Below are 24522 nucleotides of genomic sequence, written 5' to 3'. Positions count from 1 at the left end.
GCTTGGAACGCTTATCCCTACGGGACCGCTTGGACGTTAGGCGCATACTAGCTAAGAGCGGGAAGTGCGAGATTATCGCAACTACTATAGCGTTGCGGAACGCTGTCCCTACAGGATGCGTGTAAGCGCCAAAAGCGTTGTGGAGCGCTGTCCCTATGGGATACGCGTCCATCTATTTATTCAAAAAGAACGGCCAGGACAGCACCGTTCAATTACTTATTTTAAATATCGGTGATGCATTTAAGGTTTATTACTCGGCCCGGAGCTCCAACAATGCGTCACGCAGCTCTGCCGCGCGTTCGAATTGCAGGTTCTTCGCAGCGTCCTTCATCTCGGCTTCCAGACGCTGGATCAGGCTTTGTTTCTCTTTCTTATTCATCTTGCCACCAACACCCGTGAGGTAATCCGCTTTGGACTCGGCAACCTTCGTTGCCTCAATGATGTCACGCACCTTTTTATTAATGGTGGTTGGGGTAATGCCGTGTTTCTCATTATGGGCGATCTGGATGGCGCGACGACGCGACGTTTCGCTCATCGCCTTCTCCATCGAATCAGTGATTCGATCACCGTACATGATTACACGACCCTCGGAGTTACGGGCCGCACGACCAATCGTCTGAATTAGGGAGCGTTCGGAACGAAGGAAGCCCTCTTTATCCGCATCGAGAATAGCGACCAGCGATACTTCCGGGAGGTCGAGACCTTCTCTTAGCAGGTTAATCCCTACCAAAACATGGAATGTACCAAGTCGAAGATCACGTAAGATCGCCATCCGCTCCAGCGTTTTGATATCAGAGTGCATATAACGAACCTTAATCCCAATTTCCTTAAAGTAATCCGTCAAATCCTCTGACATCTTCTTCGTCAACGTTGTGACGAGTACGCGTTCGTCTCGTTCCACCCGATCACGAATTTCACTAATCAAGTCATCGATTTGTCCCTCTGTAGGACGCACCTCAATGATCGGATCCAAAAGACCTGTAGGCCGGATAATCTGCTGCACCATGGTGTCGCAGTGCTCCATTTCATAGGGTCCAGGTGTCGCTGAAACATATACGATCTGCTTCACCTTTTCTTCGAATTCCTCGAACTGGAGTGGACGGTTATCCAGCGCAGACGGCAAACGAAAACCATGCTCTACCAGTACCGTCTTACGCGCCCGGTCACCGTTATACATCGCCCGAATCTGCGGAAGCGTTACATGGGACTCGTCAATAACGATCAGCATATCATCCGGAAAATAATCCATTAATGTATACGGTGTTGCCCCTGGTTCACGGAAGGTGAGCGGTCCGGAATAGTTCTCAATCCCAGAACAGAAGCCCACTTCTTTCATCATCTCAATATCATAACGTGTCCGTTGTTCCAAACGCTGAGCTTCAAGAAGCTTTCCTGCGTCACGAAGAACCGTTAAGCGGTCTTCCAGCTCTTTTTCAATGTTGACCAGTGCCACCCGCATCGTTTCTTCCTTGGTAACAAAGTGAGACGCCGGAAAAATAGCGACATGATCGCGTTCCCCGATCAGTTCACCCGTCAGTACATCAATCTCAGTGATTCGCTCAATTTCGTCACCGAACAATTCGACCCGAATGGCATGTTCTCCTTGAGATGCCGGGAAAATCTCAACCACATCACCACGTACACGGAAGGTTCCGCGTACAAAATTGATATCATTACGCTGGTACTGGATATCCACTAGCCTGCTCAAAATCTCATTTCGAGGCTTCTCCATCCCTACCCGCAATGACAAAAGCAAGCTTCCGTATTCCATCGGCGAACCGAGGCCGTAAATACAAGACACACTCGCCACAATAATAACGTCACGCCGTTCGAACAAGGAGCTCGTTGCGGAGTGGCGCAATTTATCAATCTCTTCATTAATACTGGAGTCTTTCTCGATATAAGTATCGGAGGAGGGAATATACGCCTCTGGTTGGTAATAGTCGTAGTAGCTGACGAAATAGTCTACCGAATTATGCGGAAAAAACTCCTTAAACTCACTCGCCAGTTGGGCAGCCAAAGTCTTGTTGTGCGCAATAACTAACGTCGGGCGGTTTAATTTGGAAATAACTTGTGCAACGGTAAACGTCTTACCCGTACCCGTCGCGCCCAGCAGCGTCTGGTGCTTCTTGCCCTGCCGGATGCCTTGTAGTAATTCCTCTATGGCATGAGGCTGATCGCCCTGGGGTGTATACTCGGACTCCAATTCAAAAGTCTTTGTACTGACGACAATATCACTCATTTGCCCGTCTCCCCTCTATCGTCTAAACTAGATTAATATATTATAATTGTTGTCTGAATGTTCTCTCTCCATACGATGGCAAGCTAAAACGCCTTTGGCGTCTCTAAAAGACGTTAAGCGTTTGTGCGAGAATTATAAGGATTAAAGTATAACGTGAAACTTATACTTTCTTATAATTAAAAAATATGGAAGATAAGAATATGTGTTCCCGTTCATTATACAGTGTTGCCTAGATCGTTGCAAACCATAATACATAGAAATGTTAGGAGCTTGAAGCATGGATATTACCTCAATAATCGGCCTATTGGCTGGACTGGCTGCGTTAATCGGCGGCTATCTCTGGGAAGGCGGAAGCCTCTCAGGACTGCTGCAGCTTAATGCAGCTTTGATTGTGTTCGGGGGTACGTTTGCCGCCGTTATGATCAGTTTCCCGGCATCTAAGCTGCGCTCCATTCCAACAGCATTACGCATGGCTTTCGGTAGCAACCCTGATCGTGATGTAGAAAAAGCAGAAGAACTCATTGCAATGGCAACCGTGGCCCGTCGCGGCGGCGTTCTAATGTTAGAAAAACAAGCTGAAGAACATTCGGACCCTTTTACACGTGAAGGTCTACTTCTTATTGTCGACGGCACTGATCCTGAGCAGGTAAGACAGATCCTTGAATTAGAAATGGATGCTAAAGAATTGAAGCATGAGAACTATGCTAAGATTTTTGAAGCTGCAGGTGGATATGCACCAACGATGGGAATTATCGGGACGGTGATGGGGCTCATCCGTGTACTTGGCAACCTTACAGATCCGTCAAATCTGGGCACATCTATCGCAGTGGCATTTACCGCAACATTGTACGGTGTTGCCATCGCTAATTTAATATTTTTACCCATCGCTTCTAAAATCAAATCCCGCAGTCAAAGCCAGCTACATAGTATGGAAATGCTGCTCGTGGGCATTCTTTCTTTGCAGAACGGGGATCACCCCTTGCTGGTGCGTAAAAAACTGAACTCATTCATCTCAGACACGGACACGAATGACCGTGCGGAAACTAGAGGTCTTCTATGAGACAAAGAGACCGGCGCAAGCGGCATGTAGAGACTCGGGAAAGCCGCGACCGTTGGATGATTACTTATGCTGATCTAATTACACTTTTACTTATTTTTTTCGTTATATTGTATGCGATGAGCAGCCTGGATACTGACAAATATAACATCGTGACAGGCTCGTTATCCGAGACCTTCAAATCTGGCAGCACTGTCCTTGAGGGTGGGAACGGCATATTAGATGCTGGGAAGACCCCTGAGAGCAAACCGGGAAGTACAGTTAATAACTCAAATCCAGCAGCGGAACCAAGTCCTAACACAGACGATAAGGCCGTTAATGAAGCACCTTCGGCACGTGAACTTGCTTTTCGAGAACAAGAGGCTAAACTTGCTGAATTAATGGGTGTGATTACGAACTATGTAGAGGAAAATAATCTCGGAGAACAAATTTTTGTTGCCGACAAACCGCAGGGGATAGAAATCACACTCAGTGACCGTTTTCTCTTCGATATAGGTAAGGCAGACCTGAAGTCTCCAGCCCTGCCTGCTCTTCAGCAGTTATCTGGCTTATTCAGCGATATCGGCGCAAAGATCAGCATTGAAGGACATACCGACAATACTCCAGTATCTTCGGCTTCTCACTATAACGACAACTGGGAGCTATCTGGTGCTCGTGCGCTGTCAGTGCTTCGCTTTTTCTTAGATCATGAAGGGTTGAACCCCGACAATTTTCAATATGCAGGGTATGCTGATACCCAGCCCACCGCGGAGAACACATCAGCTGCAGGTAAGCAAAAGAACCGCCGTGTAGAGATCATTGTGCTGCGGCAGCTTCAAGAGGGTGCATAAAAAATGTTTTACTCAGAGCTAGTTACAATAGCTAGGCCTGTGCGGGAGCGAATCTGCTTATCAACATACCAAAATGGGCTCGCCACTATTTATTACGGAAATACTCCCTGATTATCTGCCTATTCCCTTGTCCAGGCGCAGAATTAGGGAATTCCTCCCTGATTAATACCCTATTTAGTCAGAAATAGCGCTTTTCACTGAAATTTTAGGGAGGAATTCCCTAAAACCCTTAGTGTCACGCTATATTCGTCTAAAATAAGGGAGGTTTTCCCTAATTCCACAATCAGTAGATTCGATTTTAAATAAAATCCCATAATTCCAAACAGTCCCAGGATTTAACTCAAAAATCACCACCACTATCTATATAAAAACACCAAACAGCAAGTCCCCAAAAACGGAAACTTGCTGCTATAAATATCACATTCGGTGAAATTAATATTCAGAAAAATATTAGAATTACTCCCCTACCAATGCACGATATCCAGCTGCATCTAGCAGACCTTTTACAGCATCAGCGTACTCTCCGTCCACTTCAATTTCAAAAATCCAACCCTCGCCATAAGGCTTATCGTTGATCAGTTCTGGACTAGCTTCTAAACCGTCATTAATCTTGGTAACCGTCCCTGAGACGGGTGAATACAGTTCCGATACGGTCTTAACGGATTCGATACTGCCTACGCTGTCGCCAGCTGAAATGGCCGAACCCACTTCTGGAAATTCCACAAATACGATATCGCCTAACAAATGCTGAGCATGATCCGTAATCCCAACACGTACTACGCGTCCTTCCACTTGCTGTGCCCACTCATGCTCTTCGCTGTAAAGAAGGTTATCTAAAACTTCACTCATTTCAAGCCGCCTCATTTCCAAATTGGAATTCTAAATTTAGTTATAGCCTAAGTGATCGCGGAGCATAATGTCAATATTACTAAAAGTAAAATAAATTTGTCGTTTTTTTGACTTTTTCTTGTTGACAGCGCCCTCCTATACCCGTTTAATGGAGACATAAGAAACAAATACAGTTGCGGATGATGGCATAGGGAGAGACTGTCTCACTTGAAGACGGCGCCGAAGGAGTAAGCCCTAACAGGGGTGAATCTCTCAGGCAAAAGGACCTTTGTCGGACGTACCTCTGGAGAGCATCAGACGCGAGGCTGAGTGCGTCAGGTCACCAACGGGGAAACTTGCATGTTAGTTACGCAGGGTAACTCTCAGGTACAAAGGACAGAGCAGAAAGCGATTAGTGCATTTATGCATGATTGCTTCTGCCTGTCTTTTTTTTCGTATGTAATCAGACTAGGGGAGTGACGACATGGATGCTTTGAAAAGAACGCCTTTTTATGATCTCTATTCCGCATATGCGGAGTCCAGGTGCATTGATTTTGGCGGCTGGGAGCTGCCAGTACAGTTTACAGGTATCGTGAAGGAGCATGAGGCTGTTCGCCAGCAGGCTGGACTGTTCGATGTATCGCATATGGGTGAATTTATGGTGATCGGAAGCGGCGCTGAAGCCTTCTTACAAAAAATGACGACCAACGATGTCAGCCGCCTTACCGATGGTGCGGCACAATATACGCTGCTCTGTTATCCAAACGGCGGGGTGGTCGACGATTTACTCGTGTATCGACTAAGTGAAGGCCGTTATATGCTTGTCGTAAATGCCTCCAACATCGATAAGGACTTCCAGTGGCTGCAAGAACATCTGACCTCTGAATTCGGTGAAGTCACACTCACTAATGTCTCTGACGAGACGCTTTTGCTCGCCTTGCAAGGTCCGCTGGCAGAGACCATACTCGCAGAAGTTACTGATGCACCGATCTCAACGCTCAAGCCTTTCCACTTCATCGAACGCGCAACCGTCTGCGGTGTAGAAGTACTGATCTCCCGTACGGGTTATACCGGTGAAGATGGCTTCGAAATTTACGCTCCGCTGGATGGGGCAGCAACGTTATGGAACGGCCTTCTCGCAGCTGGCTCTCCTCACGGATTAACACCTGCTGGACTGGGCGCACGGGATACGCTTCGTTTCGAGGCAAAATTGCCATTGTACGGTCAGGAGCTGTCGGCTGACATCACGCCTCTTGAAGCTGGAGTACAGTTCTTCGTGAACCTGGACAAAGCGGACTTCATCGGACGCGATGCGTTGATACAGCAAAAAGAAGCCGGTCTTCCCCGCCGTCTTGTCGGTCTAGAAATGATTGATCGAGGCATTCCACGCTCCCATTACCCAGTCTATGCGGACGGCATCAAAATCGGAGAGGTCACAACCGGAACCCAATCTCCAACGCTGAAACGAAACCTGGGATTAGCTTTACTTGATACAGCTTACAGTGAAATAGGCACAGAGGTTTTCGTAGAGATACGTGGCAAGCAGCTTAAAGCTGTCGTGATTAAGGCCCCTTTTTACAAGTATAAACGCCTTTAGCGTCCATATTAGGACGGTGAACTTTTAAGCGAGAAATAAAAGGATAAAGTATAACGTGAAAATTGTACTTTCTTATATTTTAAAAAAGCCAAGGAGTGAAACCTTAATGAAGCACCGTTATCTGCCCATGACAGCACAGGACCGCGTAGAGATGATGGAAACCGTCGGGATTCAGTCCATAGATGAGCTGTTCTCCGATATCCCTGAAGCCGTCCGTTATCAAGGCACTATGCCGATGTCTGAACCGCTCGATGAGTACGCCCTGCTACGTCACATGAAAGGTCTCGCTGACCGAAATGCTGACTTCGATTCGCACGCCAGCTTCCTCGGCGCCGGATTATACGACCATCACATCCCCGTGGTGATCAACCATGTCATTTCCCGTTCGGAATTCTACACTGCTTATACTCCTTACCAACCAGAGATCAGCCAAGGCGAACTGCAAGCGATCTTCGAATTCCAATCCTACATTTGCGAACTAACCGGTATGAAAGTTGCCAATGCCAGTATGTATGATGGCGCAACCGCATTATCCGAAGCAGCAGTCCTCGCAGCTGGTGCCACCAAACGCAAAAAATTAATTGTCTCCCGCACCGTTCATCCTGAAGCGCGCCAAGTGTTACGCACATCGGCTAATGCTTGGGGTCTTGAGGTAGTGGAGATTGACTATAGAGACGGTGTTACCGATCAGGCTAAGCTTGCTGAGGCCATTGATGGTGATACGGCTGCAGTACTGATGCAATCGCCTAACTTCTTTGGCAGCATCGAAGATCTTAGCTCGGTTGAACCGCTGATCCATGCTGTTAAAGGATTGTTCGTCGTCAGTGCAAATCCAATCGCTCTTGGTGTTCTAGAAACACCAGGTAAGCTCGGAGCCGACATCGTAGTCGGTGACGCTCAGCCACTCGGTATTCCAGCTTCCCTCGGCGGTCCAACCTGTGGCTTCTTCGCTGTAGCAGAGCATTTAATGCGCCGCATGCCAGGCCGTATCGTTGGTCAAACTGTTGACCGTAACGGTAAACGCGGCTTCGTTCTGACACTCCAAGCTCGTGAACAGCATATCCGTCGTGAAAAAGCGACATCGAATATTTGCTCCAATCAGGCGCTGCTCGCACTCTGCGCATCCGTCTACCTGTCCGTAATGGGTAAAGAAGGGATGCGTGAAGTAGGCGAGCTGAACATTCGTAAAAGTCATTACGCCGCTAATAAACTAAGCGAACTAACAGAGGCTGAACTTACCTTTTCCTCCCCATTCTTTAACGAGTTTGTCGTGAAGCTTCCGGAGGGAAGCAGCGTAAGTGCAATTAATTCGAAGCTGCTGAAGGAAGGTTATCTAGGCGGTTATGATCTGGGCCGTGATTATCCTGAACTTGCTGGACATATGCTGGTAGCCGTTACGGAAAAAAGAAGCAAAAACGAAATCGACCAATTCGCTAGCGCACTGGAGGGCTGTTTATGAAACCGGAGCAAAGTCTAATTTTTGAATTAAGCCGTCCCGGCCGTTCGGCCTATTCTTTGCCACTATGCGATGTGCCGCAGGAAGAAACCTTGGAATCTCTGATTCCATCAGGTTTACTCCGTAGCGACCCCGTCGTGCTTCCAGAAGTATCGGAAGTGGATGTCATTCGCCACTACACTTCCTTGTCACGCCGAAACTTTGGTGTAGATAACGGCTTCTATCCACTCGGTTCATGTACGATGAAATACAATCCGAAGATTAACGAAGATGTTGCCCGCATCGTAGGCCTAGCTAAGATCCACCCGTACCAGCCGGAAGAAAGTATTCAAGGCGCACTGGAATTAATGTATACCCTGCAAAATGACTTGTCTGCACTAACCGGCATGGATGCTGTATCTTTACAGCCTGCCGCAGGTGCTCATGGTGAATGGACCGGTCTCATGATGATCCGCGCCTACCATGAAAGCCGCGGCGAGACCCGCACGAAGGTTATCGTACCGGATTCCTCACACGGCACCAATCCTGCTAGTGCTTCAGCAGCTGGACTTGAAACGATCACGATCCCATCCACAGATAAAGGGATGGTTGATCTTGAAGCACTGCGGGCAGCAGTCGGTAGCGATACTGCCGCATTAATGCTGACCAATCCAAGCACGCTCGGCTTGTTCGAAACCCAAATCGTTGAGATCGCCGAAATCGTGCACGAAGCAGGCGGCTTACTCTATTACGATGGAGCGAACTCCAATGCCATTATGGGCATTACCCGCCCTGGCGACATGGGCTTTGACGTGGTGCATCTGAACTTGCATAAGACAATGAGCACCCCGCACGGCGGTGGTGGCCCTGGAGCCGGACCTGTCGGCGTAAAATCAATCTTGATTCCGTTCCTACCACAACCAACTGTGGTGAAAAACGAAGATAGCAGCTTCTCACTCGACTTCGGCGGTCCTGAATCGATTGGACGCGTGAAAGCTTTTTACGGCAATTTTGGTATTCTGGTCCGTGCCTACGCCTATATCCGCACCTATGGCCCAGACGGACTGCGTGAGGTATCCGAAAATGCCGTGCTGAATGCGAACTATATGATGCACCGTCTGGCGCCATATTTTGAAATCCCATATCCGGGCGTATGTAAACATGAATTCGTAATGTCCGGCAAAAACCTCAAGCAGTATGGTGTACGCACCTTAGACGTTGCTAAACGATTACTCGACTTCGGCTACCATCCGCCAACCGTGTACTTCCCTCTGACTGTTGAGGAATGTATGATGATCGAGCCGACGGAAACGGAAAGTAAAGAAACGCTCGACGGCTTCATTAATACGATGATCCAGATCGTAAAAGAAGCTCAGGAGACACCGGAAATCGTAATCAACGCACCTCATACCACAGAGATTAGCCGTTTGGATGAGACCCAAGCCGCACGTAAGCCGGTATTGAATTGTTCTTGCGGTTAACAGCTAATGAGTAGTATTAAAAAAGCAGGCCACGATACCAAGTATCGTCGGCCTGCTTTTCGCACTGTCCAACTACACGAAAAGTTCTCATCCTCTAAATCATCAGGCCCTTCCCAGCATCATTAAAAATGTCTGAGAAGGGCCTGTTTCAGTTGTTTATCACTATAACTTTTTGATATTACGCACCATGCGTCGGAGTTTCTACTTTCACTACGCCCTTGCGCTCCTTAGCCGATTTACGGAAGTAGAACAGCTCGTAAATCGCTGGAACTACAACCAGCGTAAGCAGCGTTGCCGCGGTCAAGCCACCGATGACCACAATGGCCAAGCTTTGCGAGACGATGCTGCCCATCTCGGCATGGCCGAACAGCAGTGGAGTCATGGCGCAAATGGTAGCAATTGCCGTCATCAGAATCGGGCGCATCCGTGTTCCTGCCGCTTCCAGAATGGCTTCGCGAATACCCATATGCGTTTCATTCTGCTTAATACGGTCGATAAGCACAATCGCATTCGTGACGACGATACCAATTAGCATCAGAGCCCCGAACAGGGCAGTGAAGTCAGGTGTTACGCCGGATACGATCAGTCCAACAATCGCCCCAATCGCAGCCAATGGCAAGGAGAACATGATTGCCAGCGGAGCACGAAGGGTTTTGAAGGTGAGGACCATGATCAGATACACCAACCCGATGGAGATCAGCGCTGTCATACCAAGGTCAGCGAAATCCTCTGACTGATCAACCGAGGCTCCGCCTGCAAATAGAGTCACACCCTTTGGAAGGGTAAGACTATCGGTTTGCTTTTTAATATCCGCTCCGATTTCAGACACCTTCTTCGGATCCACTTCCGCTGTAATTCTCGCATATGGCTTCCCATCTTTATGGAACAACAGTGCTGGTTCATTCCGAACCTCATAGGTTGCTAGTTGAGACAACGGCTTTGGACCTTCAACAGTCATGAGCGTCATTGCTTTTAAATCTTGCTCCGACTTTGGCTCAGCTATAGGATCTAACACTACTCCTGCAAGTGTACCGTCCAGTTCGATTTGCCCCATAGGGATCGGATTCAGCATAGCCGACAATTGCATGGTAATTTCTTGTGCATTCGTCTGTGCTGGATCTACCTTAAATGTAAAGACAGGTTTGGTATCCTCCATATTGCTACTGACCTTCTGAATACCCTCCACTGTCTTCAACTTATTCGTAACTTCTGCTGCAACAGCAGTAATATCTGTAAGATTATCACCCACGATATCAATATATTCGCTAGTGGAGCTTGAACCCATCATACTCATTTGATTAGCAACAAGTGTTGCCCCAGCGTAGGAATCCTTCACATCACGGACATGATCGATGAAGCCTTGCGCATCCGCACCTTTTTTCATCACAACGGTATAGTCCACTAAGGTCTCCGAGCTGACGGACCCCCACTGGGCCGCATCTGCACTGTTCCCTGATTGCATGATCACTGTTTCCGCTTCTGGCTGTTTCATCAGGTCTTGCTCTAACTGCTTTCCTTTTTCCAAAATCTCTTTAACAGGAACATCCTTCGGATAATTCAACTGAACAGAGACATAGCTGGCATTTGAAGCATCAAGCGCACCTTTTGGCATAGTCACGTAAGCAGCGATGGAGCCAATCAGAAGGAGAAGACCTAGCGATAAAGTTATCCATTTCCGGCGCAGATTCCAATCGAGGAATCGAGTGAACCATTTAGACGGTTCGTGTTCTTTCATTGAAGTTCTTCTCAGCAGCCATGAGCTTAACAGTGGCACTACCGTCAAAGCTACAACGAGTGAAGTAAGCAATGAATACGTGACTGTTAAGGCAAACGGAAGTAGAAACGCCTGTAAACTACCACGCAGAAGACCCATCGGCAGAAATACCGCTACCGTTGCAATCGTAGATGAAGTAATCGCTCTAGCCACTTCCCCAGTTGCGCTTATAATCATTTCACGGGAGAAAGGTTCTTTTTGCAGCCTACGGTAAATGTTCTCAATCACTACGATACTATCATCAACCAAGCGACCGACCGCAACGGCCACACCTCCGAGTGTGATAATATTCAGACTTATGCCGGATATATCAAGCAGATATAAGGTAACCGCTAGTGAAAGCGGAATAGAAACCGCCGTAATCAGTGTTGCCCGCAGGTTGCGTAGAAACAGTAAAATTACGATCGTCGCGAACAGCGCGCCGAGCAATACTTCACGCATCATACTGTTCACTGAGGTAACCACCATATCTGATGTGCTGAATACGACCGCTGCCTCTGCATTTGGAATGGTTTTGTTAATATGTGCTACGGTATCCTGTATATGATCTCCGACACTTACTGCATTCGCATTAGCTTCTTTGGTTACTATGGCGAAAAGAACATCTTTCCCATTCGAGCGGCTAACGCTCTCTTGATCTTCCTTCAATTCGATGACAGCAATATCCTGTAGCTTAACACCCGAGGATACGGGTAGCTTTTTTAGAGTATCGATACTATCAATTGTAGAAACCACATTAACGTTACCTGTCTGACCACCAATCGTCTGCTCCCCAAGGGATGCCGATACATTACGTCCCTGAAGTAACCCTAGTACCTGAGGTGTCGTAATTCCTTTCTCAGCCATTAATTTTGGATCTAGCTTCACCCGCACTTGCGGAGTTACTTTCCCATATAAGGCGACGTTGGCTACACCTTCTGCTTGTTGCATCTCTGGAATGATCGTTTCTTCCGCAAGCTTAAGGTTTTCTTTAGTCAGACCTTCGTCAAACGAAAGGGTGACCTGTGACACGGGAATCATGGAAGTATTCAGTTGAAGTACAAAAGGAGCCATCACCCCTTCAGGGAACTGCAACGAATCTACAACCTTTTGCACCTCCCCAGCAGCATCCTTCATATTTGTTTTTGAGTCATAAAAAATATTCACCTGTGCGTATCCGTCTCCGGAAGTGGACAGTATTTCTTTCTTTCCCTTTACAAAAGCGGCCCCAGCCTCAATCGGCTTCGTAACCTTCGTCTCCATCGCATGGGCATCCTGACCCGGACCGAGCACCGTTACAGTCACTTGCGGATTATCTGCCTCTGGCATAAATTCCATCGGTAGCGAAGTGTAGCTCAGCCCTCCCACTACAAGCGCCATTACCACTAAAAGCCCTACCGCCGCCTTGTTACCGAACGACCATTTGGTTAACCATTTCATTATCGTTTCCCCTTCCACCCCGTATATTTCTGGTACTCCTCTTATGACTGCCCCATTATGTATTATTTTCCATCCCGAGATTTAGTTTAGACATTTTTGGTCGAAGTCAAAACAGCCCTACGGCTGGTTTTGTACTCAGTCTTAAGACGGGGGGCTTTCTCCTTCCGAAGGATAGGGAATTAGAACAAACAAAAAAAGAGCACCCCAAAAGCCATGTAAAATGGCTTTCGAGACACCCTTTTGCTATGATTATTATTTTTGTTTAGCGCGCACTGGATCGCGGAACATATATTTTAAGAGTGGTGGTGTTACAAGTGTAGTTACAATGACAACAATAATTACGGAAGTAAAATACTGCTGCTGCAACAATCCGCTTTGCAGACCTGTTGCCGCGATGATCAATGCAACCTCACCCCGCGAAATCATCCCTGAACCAATAATAAGCGACGAATGGTTATTAAATCCTGTAAGACGCGCCCCCAGACCGCCACCAAACAACTTGGTCAGAATGGCAATCACCGTCAACAAGAGGACGAATCCTAGTTGACTGCCAACCCCTTCAAAGGAAACATTAAGTCCGATACTGACAAAGAAGACCGGAACAAAAATCGAATAGGCGATAGGCTCAAGCTTAGATTCCACAGTGTGCTTAAAGGAGGTTTGTGAAATAGCAATCCCAGCTGCAAAAGCACCGATGATGCCTGCCATCCCCATAATTTCAGCAAAATACGCGAACGCAAAGCAAATCATTAGCGCCGCTGCAATAACAGCCTCTGTCACCTTTAACGGAGCCATCCATTTCATAACCCGCGGCACAACGAACCAACCCACAACAAGCGCTACAGCGAAGAACAACACTTTTTTCGTAATTAAAAGACCAATGGACACTGATTCTCCTGTGCCGAAAAAGCTCATTAATACAGCGAGCAAAATAACAACCAGAATATCATCGACTACAGCGGCTCCCAGAATGGTAGAACCTTCACGTGTATTCAACTTATTCATATCCTTCAGTACCTGAACCGATATGCTGACTGAAGTTGCACTAAGAATGACACCCATAAACATAGCATTATGATAAGCAAAACCAAACATTTCTCCGATGGCGAATCCACCTAGAAAAGGTAAAATAATACCTCCGACGGCTACTGCGAAAGCTGACTTCCAGTTCTTGCGCAGTTGATCCAGATCAGTCTCAAGCCCTGCTATAAACATTAACAATAGCACACCGATCTCCGAAAAATAATGAATAAACTCTCCATTTTGAATCCAACCCAGTACCGCAGGACCTAGTATAATACCGACAATTAACTTACCCAGTACCGACGGTTGTCCCAGTCGTACAGATAAATCACCAGCTAGCTTGGTGAATAGTATAATCAGCATAAGATATAGAACAAACTCCATGTTTCATCCACTCCCTTGTTGTATATAAGAACTGCCAACCAGGGACATCTCCAAGCCAAAAAAAGACAAAGAGGAGCCCTTGTTGACAGGCTCCTCCAAAAAACAAAAAATTATTCAATTAAACAATATTAAATATATTATAACCGTAATATAAAAGACTGTAAACAAGACACGCCGATATTTTACCTTATGCAAATTTTAGTTAATAAAGAATCAGCTTCACTATTTTAGATAGAACACTTCACGTAAAGGCAACATTGGCACCTCATCATTGAAATCAAATGACCCTTCAACCATCTTTGAAGTAATGGCATTCCATCGGTTGCAGGCGTCACTTTTAGCAATGTAATCGAAAGCCGCTTCTGTATCCTCACATTCAAAGCAATAAAAAAATTGATTACCATTCTGAAAGATGGAGTAGTTAGAAATACCAGCCTTACTGTGCTCCTCCAAAACTTCTGGCCAAGGATTTAAATGCATCGCTACATACTCTTCCAGACATTCTTCCTTCACCCGCCATGTCCAAGCCAATTTATTGCTGCTCATCTGTTCATCCTCCTAGAAATGTCCTCTATTGCATATAATAAGAATCAAATACATTTGATACCTATTATTGTACCTGAAGGTAACAGCCCAAGCTATGAATATCTAACCTTATGCTTTCTAAGCATTAATTCCAGCTTCACTTGGGCGGAGAATGGCAGAACCAATCGCCAGTAGCACAGCAGCCATAAGACCTAAGATGGCAAAGGGTAACCACAACTCATTCCAGCCCCCACCGGTTGCAGCGATGTCGACCGCTTGGATGGCCCATTTTTGCGGAACAAAGTTAGCCGCCTTCTGCATATAGTCCGGCATAATGGATAAAGGCCAAAAGCAGCCGCCAAGCATACAAGTCGGTGTGATAATAAGGGAATTCAGCATACCAGCATTATTAGGATTACGAATTAATCCTGCCACTGTACTCGCGATCCCCATAGACACCAGCATAAATGCCGCAAGAACAAGGAAATATAGATAGATTGGAACTTCATAATCATAGTGCAGCACCCAGCGACCTAAGGCGAGCACTACGACGATCTGAATCAGTCCGACCATGAAGCTACCCAGAAAATTACCAATAGCAATCTCGTAAGAACGAACCGGAGCACTGAACATTCGCATCATCGTCCGGCCTTTCCGATCATCCATAATCAGAGACACAGAGCTCGTGACCAGGCTCATGAGAAACATTAGCGTTAAGCCCGTAACGACTCCCAATCCCTCCCGAGGATATAGATTATAATCAGTTCGAATGCTGCCAATACTGTGCTGTTCCGCTCTTTGCATAACCGTAGTAAACTGTGCGTCAACGTCCTTAGATCCGTTATTAACTGCCCCTATGATCGCGGCCGTACTCCTCATTTCATCAGCAATTGTGCTCGCTTTTAATTTAATCATAACGGAAGTTTCATTCGTCTTCAGCTCATACACACTAATTTGTGGTTCTTCTCCAGCAAGTAGTGCCGAAGTGAAGCCTGCTGGAATTAGAATCCCCGCTTCTCCATTCTGATCGACTACGCCTTCTCTTAAAGCAGTCTCGTCAGTCTTTTCTACAAATTTATATTCTCCGGAATTCTTTAGTTCAGTGAGCAAATGCTTACCTGCTGCCCCGTTATCCATATTCGAATACAGCACAACAGCTGGGTTCTCTCCCATCGTTCCAGTAACGGAAACAATACCTGCAAGTACAATACAAGGAAGCAGAATATAGATTAGCACCCCCTTCCTAGTACCAATGGTTCGTTTCACCATGTTCCAGGCAATCGTTAAGATTTTATCCATGATAACCCACCTTCCGGTACGAAATAGCCGCTGCACTGAACAACACTAGGCAGATCAGCGACAACACTCCCAAATTCGGCATAATTTGCGATACATCGGCATGTAACATCATTTTCAGAATAGCCTGCATTGCCCAATGATTAATCGTAAACGCCCCTATAGAGTTCACCCACGATTCTGGAAGTGGTGCCATTCCCCCGCTAATGAAGGTCATGCTTACAGTGAGTACCGTAACCACACTTCTTGCGCTTGCTCCAGTCTTGCTGAACATAGAAATAACGATAGATAAGGTCATTGAAGCCACTATCATCAGCAAGCAAAATAGGAGTAACAAGCCCGGGCGATTTCCCCAATTCACACCGAACAGCACATTCGTCAGAATAATAATCGCTGCGCACTGTACTATACTTACAACACCCACACCAAGCATTTTGCCAATAAACAGTTCTGAGCCTTTGACTGGCATTGAATTTATCCGGAAAAGGGTATGATTTTCTTTTTCATTAAAAAGAGAAGTACATACCGTCAAGCCGCTATACAGCAAAAACATCAGCATCATGGATACCGCATAGAACTGGGAAGAAGTATATGAATATCCTCCCTCGCTCAGTTCTCCAAGCTTTACGGAAGGCTCATTACTGGTGGAACTAGGTGCCATAACGTTCAAAGCTTCTGGACCCAGTGTCATCGCCACAGACTGTTTATAATTAAGATTCCTCAGAAAATTATCGAAGACCGTCCCTGCCACCCTGTTATCTGTACTTTTTTGGCCCAGTATAAATTCCAGCTGTGCGGCTTCACCGCTCTGTACCTTACTATCAAAGCCTGGAGGAACAACAACCGCATAACCATATTTTCCTGTTCGCAGACCGCTTTCTGCCGCCTCTCGACTACCCACCATAACCGGAGTAATGATATCCTTAAGCTCTGTTGACTTCAAAAAGCTATCCATCATCGCCGAGCTCTCATAGCCCTCACCAGAAAGATTAACAACAGCCACTCGCACAACATCAATAGTAGTGGAGCCTTTGTCACCAACGACACCGGAGAGCGAAGCACCTAAGAGAAAGATCAATAACAGGGGCAGCAAAAACATATTTAATATCATAGAACGTGAGCTAAATAGTCTTCGCAGCTCATAGATCATAATCGTCCAAGTATTCATCAGAATAATCCCCCCTTTAATCTCTTAAGGTCCTTCCGGTCAAGTTTAGAAACAACGTCTCCAGATCAGGTTCTTCAATATTTAGCGAGCCGATAATCCCCTTATGCTTGGCAAAAATAAAAAGGATGTCCTGTAGCTCCCCTTGTGAAGAAGGCAGATACAGCTCGACTACTTCATCCTTTGCTTCTACGCGTCTAATTCTAGGGTGAAGCGTCAGCTCCTGAACAAGCTCCGGTGTGATATTAGCAGCTTTAATGACGATTTTTTCTTCCTTGGCAACGCGTTCTCGCAGTTCTTTTTCCGTGCCGCAAGCAATGATATGCCCTTTATCCATAATGGCTACCCGATCGCAAATGGCCGCAACCTCCTCCATATAGTGACTGGTATAAATAATCGTTGAACCGAGTCGATTGAGCTCCTTAACCGATTCAAGAATATGATTACGAGATTGCGGATCAATCCCCACCGTAGGTTCATCCATAATAATCAGCTTGGGACGATGCATAATAGCACAGGCAATATTCAGACGTCTTTTCATCCCTCCGGAAAAGGTTGAGGGTTTCTCTTTAGCACGATCGCTAAGGCCTGTGAACGCAAGAGCCTCATCTACCCGTTCCTTCAAGAGCTTGCCACGCAAACCATACAATCTTCCGAAAAAGGTAACGTTATCCGCCGCTGTCATCGTGTCGTATAAGGCTAATTCCTGTGGAACCAAACCAATTCTTTTCTTCACCTCAAGTGATTTCGAGGACACGGGCAGACCGTCGATAAGAATATCTCCCCCGTCAATCTTAAGCAAGCCGCAGATCATACTGATCGTTGTACTTTTACCCGCTCCGTTTGGGCCTAGCAAGCCAAAGATTTCTCCTTCTTCTATCGTCATGTTCACATGATCTACAGTTAATTTACCTTCATATCGTTTCACCACATCGGTCAATACGGCGATTGCCATCTTTTCATCGCTCCTGTCTTTGCGCTTCTATATTTACAATTTTAGCTTAAAGGGATTGACCACGGAGGTACGAAAGGTCATCTTTTGAAGGTGACTTAAGTCATCTCCTGAAGAAGTAGGCGAATATGCTAAGATTAGAAGAAACTCTATAAAGGATGTCTTAGGTGTGACTAGAGAACTGACCCTATTGCGATACCTACTCATCATAATTCCTGCTTGTATTAGCATTTACATCTACCCATATGCCGACTATGGAATCTTCACGTTGCATATTCTGATGCTTCTATTCCTTGTGGTCATGGTGCCAAAGCTACCCCGTTCCTTTCATGCCTTAATAAGCATTGTGGAAATACTGTTCACTGCCTGGTTATGTTACCAGTACGGCAGCATAATGATTTTCCCGGCCATTTCAGCATTACTTTATTATTCTAGACTTCAGCCCCAAGCAGTACCTCTCGTGTTTACGGTTGTGCATCTGATTACCTTGAACATAGCGCTCTGGGATTCTCCAAAACTTATAATCACATTCATCAACATTACTTTTCTGCTCATCGCCTATCTCAACGAATTGTTACAGAGGGCGGGTCGGGGCCGTGAGAACACCCTCAATCTTTACGATGAGCTGCGAAAAAAGCATTTCGAGCTGGATGAAGCCCGCAACCGACTGCTGGAGTTTAACGCCCAAATAGAAGATGCAGCCCAGTCCAAAGAACGGGTTCGCATCTCCCGCCAGCTCCATGATGATATCGGCCACCGCCTCATCCGCATTAAAATGATGATGGAAGCCGCGCTACTCACCTTACCCACCTCCCCTGAAAGCGGAATGCAGATGATGGAGCTCATTCGAGATCAATTGTCAGCCAGCATGGACGATATGCGCTCTGCAGTGAAGCGTATCAACTATACGCCACAATTAGAGGGAGCTTATGCGTTAGACCGTCTGCTAGAAGAGATCGGCCGCGATACGGGAATCGAGACCTCATACCAAGTGCATGGGATACCTTACCCGCTATATCCTAGTATTCAGGTGATCTTGTATAAGAACGCCCGAGAAGCCATAACCAATGCCCTTCGTCACGGAAATGCAACTGCAATTTCGATTAAAGTCGACTTTAGTGATACTGGAGTTACGATGGAGGTCAGCAACAACGGGACGCTTCCCGAAGGCAATAAACTAACCAAACTGCCGGAAAGTGGAGGGGTCGGGATGAAAGGAATGTTCGAACGAACACATCTGATCGGCGGAACCTTGGAATGGCGGCAGGAGCCTCAATTCACCATTGTTACGCGGTTGCCCATTTATAAGCAGGGAGAGATTGTATAGGCAACGTAGGACTTGAAGCAAAAAAGAAATCTATATTATGAAGAAGGAGCTACGCTAATGATTAAGGTGATGATTGTAGATGACGATCCTTTTATTCGTCAAAGTCTGCAAGTACTAATAGGGATGGACCCCGATATTGAAGTGATCGGAGCTGCCAGTGACGGAAATGAGGCCTTGAATTTGCTCCAAGCGGGAGATATGGCGGATGTGATTCTGATGGATATTCGGATGCCAGGCTGCGGTGGTGTTGAAGGGACAGAGAAAATTAAGCAGGCTTTTCCTCAGGTTTCGATACTGATGCTAACTACCTTCGATGACGATGAGTATATCATTGAGGCGCTGCGGAACGGTGCCAGTGGATATTTGCTCAAAAACATACCGCCTGACCGTATCATACAAGGTGTCAAAACAGTTAATGAAGGCAACATGCTAATCCACCCTGATATCGCTCGCAAACTAACCACCTTTCTACAGCCCGCGGCCCGTCCTGAATCTCCACAGGTACAGCCACTGGAATCTTTCGGACTGACCAAAATGGAATTGGCCGTTGTCGCCTCCATCGCTGAGGGGCATACCAACAAAGAAATCGCCGGACAGCTATTTCTTAGCGAGGGTACGGTCAAAAATTACATAACGGATATTCTAAGTAAATTAGAGCTGCGAGATCGTACGCAAATCGCTATTTTCTATTTGAAGGGTGGACGGGGATAGGAGTTCTACAAAAAAGCCCGGACTCTATTTCCAGAGTCCGGGCTTGCCTTTAGTTATCCTTCCGCTGATTCCTTCTTGGCTTCAGTAGCTTTGTTCCGTTTGAGTCGGCCGTTCGGAAGATGCCGGCTGCGAGTACCTGTCTTCATCGCGATGATGCTGAAGATGCTGGAAGGCTTCGCCTCCGCAGTAACCGCTCCATCTGTCTCCGGTACCAGAATGATGCCGAGCTGATGATGGTCCCCGTCGTAGATCGGGCTCTGAAGGTATTTGCTCTCCCCTTCACGGTTCTGCACCTCCAGCTTGCAGAACGCTGGATTCATGCGCAGCGCCTCATGTAGCTGCGCTGCATCGGTCAACAGGACCCCGTTGACCTTCAGTAAAATCTCGCCGGGCAGGATGCCCAGCTCCTGTCCGGGACTGCCCGGCAGCACGGCCAGCACCTTGCGGCCGCGCGGTGGATGCACGAAGATGGGGCTGATGCTGCGCTCTTCCAGAGCGCTGTACCAGCTTAACCCTTCGTGCAGCACCATCGCTGCGAGCGCCGCGAGCAGGGTCAGCGGGCTCCACCAAGCGGCAAGCAGGCTTAAGCCGAGCAGGACGATGCTGTACATCAGCAGCCGTCCTGAAGTGCGGGCCGCCTTGCGCCCGGGCAGCATGCCCTGCGTCATCTCGCTGAAGCCGATGATGACGGGCAAAGAGACAATGCCAAGCCCACCGCCCAGCAGCGGCTGCCATGGCAGATCCGTTCCTGCCCCCGCAGGGATCAGCAGGAACAGCGGCAGCGGCCAGAAAGCCTGCAGCTGATAGCCGCCGACAACCATGCCGCGCTTGCCCTTCAAGAAAAGGGGCGTCGCAAGCTTCGCCCCTTGCCAGCGGGCCAGCAGCGCCTCTGCCATGTGCAATAGCGCAGCTAGAACTAGCAAAGCGGGAATATCCATCTCCCGTATGGCTGTTGTAATATTCCCGACCGTTCCGCCATGTAAGGCATCCGGAAAGAAAGACAGTATAAATTGAATCACACCTAGCAGACCTATAGAATAAGCGAAGCACAAATACCGCACTCGCAATAGCGACAACAGAATACTAACTACCCAAATGCAGGCCACAGCTGTACCTGATAAGGATACCCCTAACAATATGGCTGCAATAGAAACTACTAGTCCCATCACCAGCCCGCTCCACACCGTTCGCCACGTTTCTTGACCCCAGCTATGTAACTTCACATGAATTAGCTTACGTTCTAATGCCACCTGCCGACGGTAATACAACGCAATAAATATAATAGCAATATAGTAATATGGCTGGATCAATAAGTGTAAGAACGCAGTGCCCAAGCTTCCTAACCATTCCTGAATCACATTCAAACTGTTCGTCACACTCCTTTTCTTCCGGTTAATGATAAGTTTATAACAAGCAGAGACGTCTTCGGCGTCCTTTAGAGACGACAAAAGATTCTGCTGCGCATTGAACTGTACCCTTCTGCCCTAAGTGTTTACCTTTTCTAATCTTAACAGAAAAAAAGAAGGCTGAATTCAGCCTTCTTACTTTTTCGACGCTGCCGCCTTAATTTCCTTCTGAATCTCAGCAATCCCTCTATTCCGTTGGTTGTCGTTGGCAGGGTCCTGGATCACTTTGATCAGTGCCACCTCCAGCGCCTCCGCAGTCTTGGCATCAATCATGCCTGTGACTTGAAGTTTCGCTTCACTCTGGAATTTCTTCACTGCATTCTTAGTGCCAGTATCGAAATAGCCATCTTTGCGACCAGGCTTGTAGCCTAAGCCATCCAGCATCGTCTGTGCACTCTTTACATCACCGTTGTTCATGTTATATTGCAGCGTCACGCTCTTGTTAATCGGAGCCACTGAGAAGTAATCCGGCTGCGCTACCGCGATATCCGGTTTAATTCCCTTGCCGTGGATCCATGTGCCGTCCGGTGTAAGCCATTTAGCAATGGTAACCTTCAGTAAGCTGCCATCTCCAAGCTGTTTGTCAAAGCTTGTCTGCACCGTGCCTTTACCAAATGAATTATCACCTATTAGCTTGGCTCCCGCTGACTGCTGCAAGGCACCCGCCAATATTTCCGAGGCGCTCGCGCTACCTTTATTCATTAGCACTACCACTGGATAAGCCTTGCTAGATCCCTTGGAGGTGCTAACTTCGCGTTTTTTATCTTTGTATTCTATTTGAACTATGTTTTTACCAGCTGGAATGAACTCTTCAGCCATCTCAATAACAATCGGGAGGACACCGCCTGGATCATTACGGACATCAATGACCAATCCCTTCATGCCTTGCTTCTCTAGCTTTCCAAGCTCTTCCTTGAATCGTTCTGCAGTATTTAGGGAGAACTGAGTGACCTCGATTACCCCTACACCGTCTTTTTCCATAGTTGAGTATACCGTCTCAAGCTTCACATCATCCCGAGTAAGAGCGAACTCTAGAGGCTCTACAGAGCCGGAACGTTGTATTTTCAAAGTAGCCTTACTGCCTTTAGGTCCGCGTATCTTCGCAACAGCAGCATTTAGATCCATGCCTTCTAGCGATTCTCCGTTAACGGACAAAATGACATCTTTAGCCTGAATTCCTGCTTTTTCAGCAGGTGAACCCTTGATTGGGGAGACCACGACTACTTTACCGTTATCCGAAGAGACTTCTGCACCGATACCTGAAAAGGAACCCTCAATGCTCTCTTCAAATTTCTCAGCAGTTTCTTTACCCATATAGTTGGAATAGGGATCGCCTAGCGCTTCCATCATACCGTTGACAGCACCATCTATCAGCTTCTCCCGATCTACCGTCTCGTAGTAATTGCTCTCAATCAAACTGAGCGCAGTCCCAAGCTTCTGGGATTCCTTCTGCTGTAGACCTGCAACCTGCAACGCAGAGGCTAATCCTTGTCCTGCAGCTTGTCCAAAGACATGAGTATAACCCGTCACGCCCAAGGTTACTAAACTACCGCATAGCAGGGCGGCGATAATCATAAACGCCGCGGTGCTTTTTTTTAACATGATGTTCCCACCGTCCCTTCTTGTCCATCTTGTAAACAACATCCTAAGTCCGTCCTGAAAGGTACGGTATCTCTTCCAGTATATGCCGTACAATCAAATAATATGAGTTATAAGTTCGTTAAAAATTAGAGATAAGGCATAGGATTTACAATCTTACCGTCAATCCGTACTTCGAAGTGAAGGTGGGGACCCGTTGAATTACCTGTGGAACCTGATTCAGCAACCACATCTCCGCGATTGACTTTATCCCCGGCACTAACTCTAAGACCGCCTTTACGTATATGTCCGTAGAGCGTCCAAACTCCGCCTCCATGATCAATAATTACACAATATCCATAGCCGCTCCACCATTCAGCCAAGATAACCGTTCCGGAATCCGCCGCATGAATATTGGTTCCTTGTGGAACCGCAAAATCGACGCCGGTGTGTACTTTCCCCTTCTCACCCGTGATTGGATGTGTCCGTGGTCCATAAGGGGATGAGATTCTTGCGGATCCTACAGGAAGTAGAAACGGCCCATCTCCACCTGAATATCCCGTATCACTAGAGCTGGAGCTAGAACTACTGCTTCCCTTACTAGCTGCAGCTGCAGCTGCAGCCTTCTTGGCAGCCGCCGCAGCTCTACGAGCCGCTTCCGCCTTAGCCGCTGCTGCTCTGCGAGCGGCTTCCTCCGCCTTAATCTTATCCTTTTGCGTTTCCAGCGCAGAGCGTTCGCTTGCCAGTTTGACTAGCTTTTCATTCTGCTCTTCACTTAAATCATCACTTTCTTGAATTTGCTTATCATAGAATGCGATAAGCTCCTGTTTCTCAGCTTCTTTCTCCTTCAGCAGACTTCTCTGTTGTTCCAAAGAAGTATACAGCTGCTTGGCTTGGGCATATTGCCCTTCAAGCTCTTGTTTCTTCTCTATCACCGTCTGCTTGTCCAACTTATGTTGAACTAACAGCTCCTGGTCCTGATCCACAATCATCTTAAGTGAATCCGCGCGATCCAGAAAATCAGCAAAGCTTGTCGAGGAGAGCAAAACATCCAAGTAAGAAACCGCTCCATCGGTATACATTAATCGAACACGGGATCCTAAGACTTCCTCTCTAGAGGCGACTCGTGCTTCTGCTTTATCCAATTCCGTTGCCGTAACATTCAGAGATTGTTCTGTATCGGAAATTTGGGTAGAGATTTCGGTCATTTTGCCCTTAACTTGATCCACCTGCTGTAAGACATACTGCAGATTGAGATTCGTCTTATTCTTATAATGCTGTGCTTCCTGCGTTTGGGACGCCGCTTTCTCCTGCTGCGCCTTAGCTTCCTGCACCTCTTTTTGCAGCTGCTTTAGCTGCTTATCGATTTCGGCAACACTTGTTTTTTTGGCATATCCATCAGAGGGCTGGAATATAGTGACAGCTAGTAACATTACGGCTAGTCCGGCAGCAATCTTCTTCAACTTGCACTCCCCATCCTTCACTTTTTAAT

The 24522-nt window shown here is 47.1% G+C and carries 18 protein-coding genes and 1 riboswitch; of the genes, 7 read left to right on the top strand and 11 right to left on the bottom strand.

Translation table 11 applies throughout. The features are described 5' to 3' along the window. Nucleotides 1–250: 250 nt before the first annotated feature. Nucleotides 251–2242, bottom strand: coding sequence for an excinuclease ABC subunit UvrB (gene uvrB, locus ACFWMP_RS23125; RefSeq protein WP_339267480.1), 1992 nt, complete (start codon nucleotides 2240–2242; stop codon nucleotides 251–253). A 277-nt stretch (nucleotides 2243–2519) separates the two neighbouring features. Here uvrB and ACFWMP_RS23120 point away from each other — a divergent pair, with 277 nt between their 5' ends. Then, on the top strand, nucleotides 2520–3302 hold the full coding sequence (locus tag ACFWMP_RS23120; RefSeq protein WP_379424789.1) for a flagellar motor protein: 783 nt from the start codon (nucleotides 2520–2522) through the stop codon (nucleotides 3300–3302). Continuing rightward, the gene (locus ACFWMP_RS23115) at nucleotides 3299–4129 is read left to right on the top strand and encodes a flagellar motor protein MotB (protein ID WP_379424788.1); all 831 of its coding nucleotides are present in this window, start codon (nucleotides 3299–3301) and stop codon (nucleotides 4127–4129) included. The genes ACFWMP_RS23120 and ACFWMP_RS23115 overlap by 4 nt, the downstream gene beginning before the upstream one ends. Before the next feature lie 456 nt (nucleotides 4130–4585). On the opposite strand, the gene gcvH is transcribed toward ACFWMP_RS23115, so the two are convergent. Further along, on the bottom strand, nucleotides 4586–4978 hold the full coding sequence (gene gcvH / locus ACFWMP_RS23110; protein ID WP_042131286.1) for a glycine cleavage system protein GcvH: 393 nt from the start codon (nucleotides 4976–4978) through the stop codon (nucleotides 4586–4588). Between the two features lie 179 nt (nucleotides 4979–5157). Next, nucleotides 5158–5256: riboswitch (glycine riboswitch) on the top strand. A gap of 185 nt (nucleotides 5257–5441) precedes the next feature. Between gcvH and gcvT the strand changes: the two genes are divergently transcribed. From gcvT to gcvPB, 3 genes are all read left to right on the top strand, one after another. After that, on the top strand, nucleotides 5442–6554 hold the full coding sequence (gcvT, locus tag ACFWMP_RS23105; protein WP_379424787.1) for a glycine cleavage system aminomethyltransferase GcvT: 1113 nt from the start codon (nucleotides 5442–5444) through the stop codon (nucleotides 6552–6554). Between the two features lie 106 nt (nucleotides 6555–6660). After that, complete coding sequence (gene gcvPA, locus ACFWMP_RS23100) at nucleotides 6661–8013, top strand: aminomethyl-transferring glycine dehydrogenase subunit GcvPA (RefSeq protein ID WP_379424786.1); 1353 nt, start codon at nucleotides 6661–6663, stop codon at nucleotides 8011–8013. Further along, nucleotides 8010–9470: an aminomethyl-transferring glycine dehydrogenase subunit GcvPB gene (gene gcvPB, locus ACFWMP_RS23095; protein WP_379424785.1), complete on the top strand. Its 1461-nt coding sequence runs from the start codon at nucleotides 8010–8012 to the stop codon at nucleotides 9468–9470. The genes gcvPA and gcvPB overlap by 4 nt, the downstream gene beginning before the upstream one ends. Before the next feature lie 178 nt (nucleotides 9471–9648). On the opposite strand, the gene ACFWMP_RS23090 is transcribed toward gcvPB, so the two are convergent. The 6 genes from ACFWMP_RS23090 to ACFWMP_RS23065 all read right to left on the bottom strand — a co-directional run bounded on the left by ACFWMP_RS23090 (nucleotide 9649) and on the right by ACFWMP_RS23065 (nucleotide 18011). Next, nucleotides 9649–12663, bottom strand: coding sequence for an efflux RND transporter permease subunit (locus ACFWMP_RS23090; RefSeq protein WP_379424784.1), 3015 nt, complete (start codon nucleotides 12661–12663; stop codon nucleotides 9649–9651). A gap of 252 nt (nucleotides 12664–12915) precedes the next feature. Continuing rightward, nucleotides 12916–14070, bottom strand: coding sequence for a cation:proton antiporter (locus tag ACFWMP_RS23085; RefSeq protein WP_042192295.1), 1155 nt, complete (start codon nucleotides 14068–14070; stop codon nucleotides 12916–12918). 222 nt (nucleotides 14071–14292) lie between these two features. Continuing rightward, the gene (locus ACFWMP_RS23080; RefSeq protein WP_042192298.1) at nucleotides 14293–14616 is read right to left on the bottom strand and encodes an L-rhamnose mutarotase; all 324 of its coding nucleotides are present in this window, start codon (nucleotides 14614–14616) and stop codon (nucleotides 14293–14295) included. Between the two features lie 117 nt (nucleotides 14617–14733). Then, nucleotides 14734–15894 (bottom strand): ABC transporter permease, encoded by a 1161-nt coding sequence (locus tag ACFWMP_RS23075; RefSeq protein ID WP_076285708.1) that lies wholly within the window; start codon nucleotides 15892–15894, stop codon nucleotides 14734–14736. Continuing rightward, complete coding sequence (locus ACFWMP_RS23070; RefSeq protein ID WP_339243701.1) at nucleotides 15887–17059, bottom strand: ABC transporter permease; 1173 nt, start codon at nucleotides 17057–17059, stop codon at nucleotides 15887–15889. The genes ACFWMP_RS23075 and ACFWMP_RS23070 overlap by 8 nt, the downstream gene beginning before the upstream one ends. A gap of 16 nt (nucleotides 17060–17075) precedes the next feature. After that, the gene (locus tag ACFWMP_RS23065) at nucleotides 17076–18011 is read right to left on the bottom strand and encodes an ABC transporter ATP-binding protein (RefSeq protein WP_379424783.1); all 936 of its coding nucleotides are present in this window, start codon (nucleotides 18009–18011) and stop codon (nucleotides 17076–17078) included. Nucleotides 18012–18177: 166 nt separating this feature from the next. Between ACFWMP_RS23065 and ACFWMP_RS23060 the strand changes: the two genes are divergently transcribed. Then, the gene (locus ACFWMP_RS23060) at nucleotides 18178–19335 is read left to right on the top strand and encodes a sensor histidine kinase (protein WP_042192307.1); all 1158 of its coding nucleotides are present in this window, start codon (nucleotides 18178–18180) and stop codon (nucleotides 19333–19335) included. Nucleotides 19336–19392: 57 nt separating this feature from the next. Next, nucleotides 19393–20046 carry a response regulator transcription factor gene (locus ACFWMP_RS23055; protein WP_149645289.1) on the top strand — a complete coding sequence of 218 codons (654 nt, stop codon included), beginning with the start codon at nucleotides 19393–19395 and terminating at the stop codon, nucleotides 20044–20046. A gap of 53 nt (nucleotides 20047–20099) precedes the next feature. Here the strand turns inward: ACFWMP_RS23055 and ACFWMP_RS23050 are convergent, their stop codons facing one another. The 3 genes from ACFWMP_RS23050 to ACFWMP_RS23040 all read right to left on the bottom strand — a co-directional run bounded on the left by ACFWMP_RS23050 (nucleotide 20100) and on the right by ACFWMP_RS23040 (nucleotide 24493). Further along, a complete protein-coding gene (locus ACFWMP_RS23050) occupies nucleotides 20100–21410 on the bottom strand; it encodes a PDZ domain-containing protein (RefSeq protein WP_379424782.1) in 1311 nt (436 codons plus the stop codon). A 177-nt stretch (nucleotides 21411–21587) separates the two neighbouring features. Continuing rightward, the gene (locus tag ACFWMP_RS23045) at nucleotides 21588–23054 is read right to left on the bottom strand and encodes a S41 family peptidase (RefSeq protein WP_042192313.1); all 1467 of its coding nucleotides are present in this window, start codon (nucleotides 23052–23054) and stop codon (nucleotides 21588–21590) included. Nucleotides 23055–23179: 125 nt separating this feature from the next. After that, nucleotides 23180–24493, bottom strand: coding sequence for a murein hydrolase activator EnvC family protein (locus ACFWMP_RS23040; RefSeq protein WP_339243708.1), 1314 nt, complete (start codon nucleotides 24491–24493; stop codon nucleotides 23180–23182). Nucleotides 24494–24522 lie beyond the last annotated feature (29 nt).

The sequence above is a fragment of the Paenibacillus sp. NPDC058367 genome, from assembly GCF_042723305.1.
GTDB lineage: Bacteria > Bacillota > Bacilli > Paenibacillales > Paenibacillaceae > Paenibacillus_AQ.
Note: the sequence above shows the minus strand (reverse complement) of the source record. Positions and strands in the feature narration are given on the sequence as shown.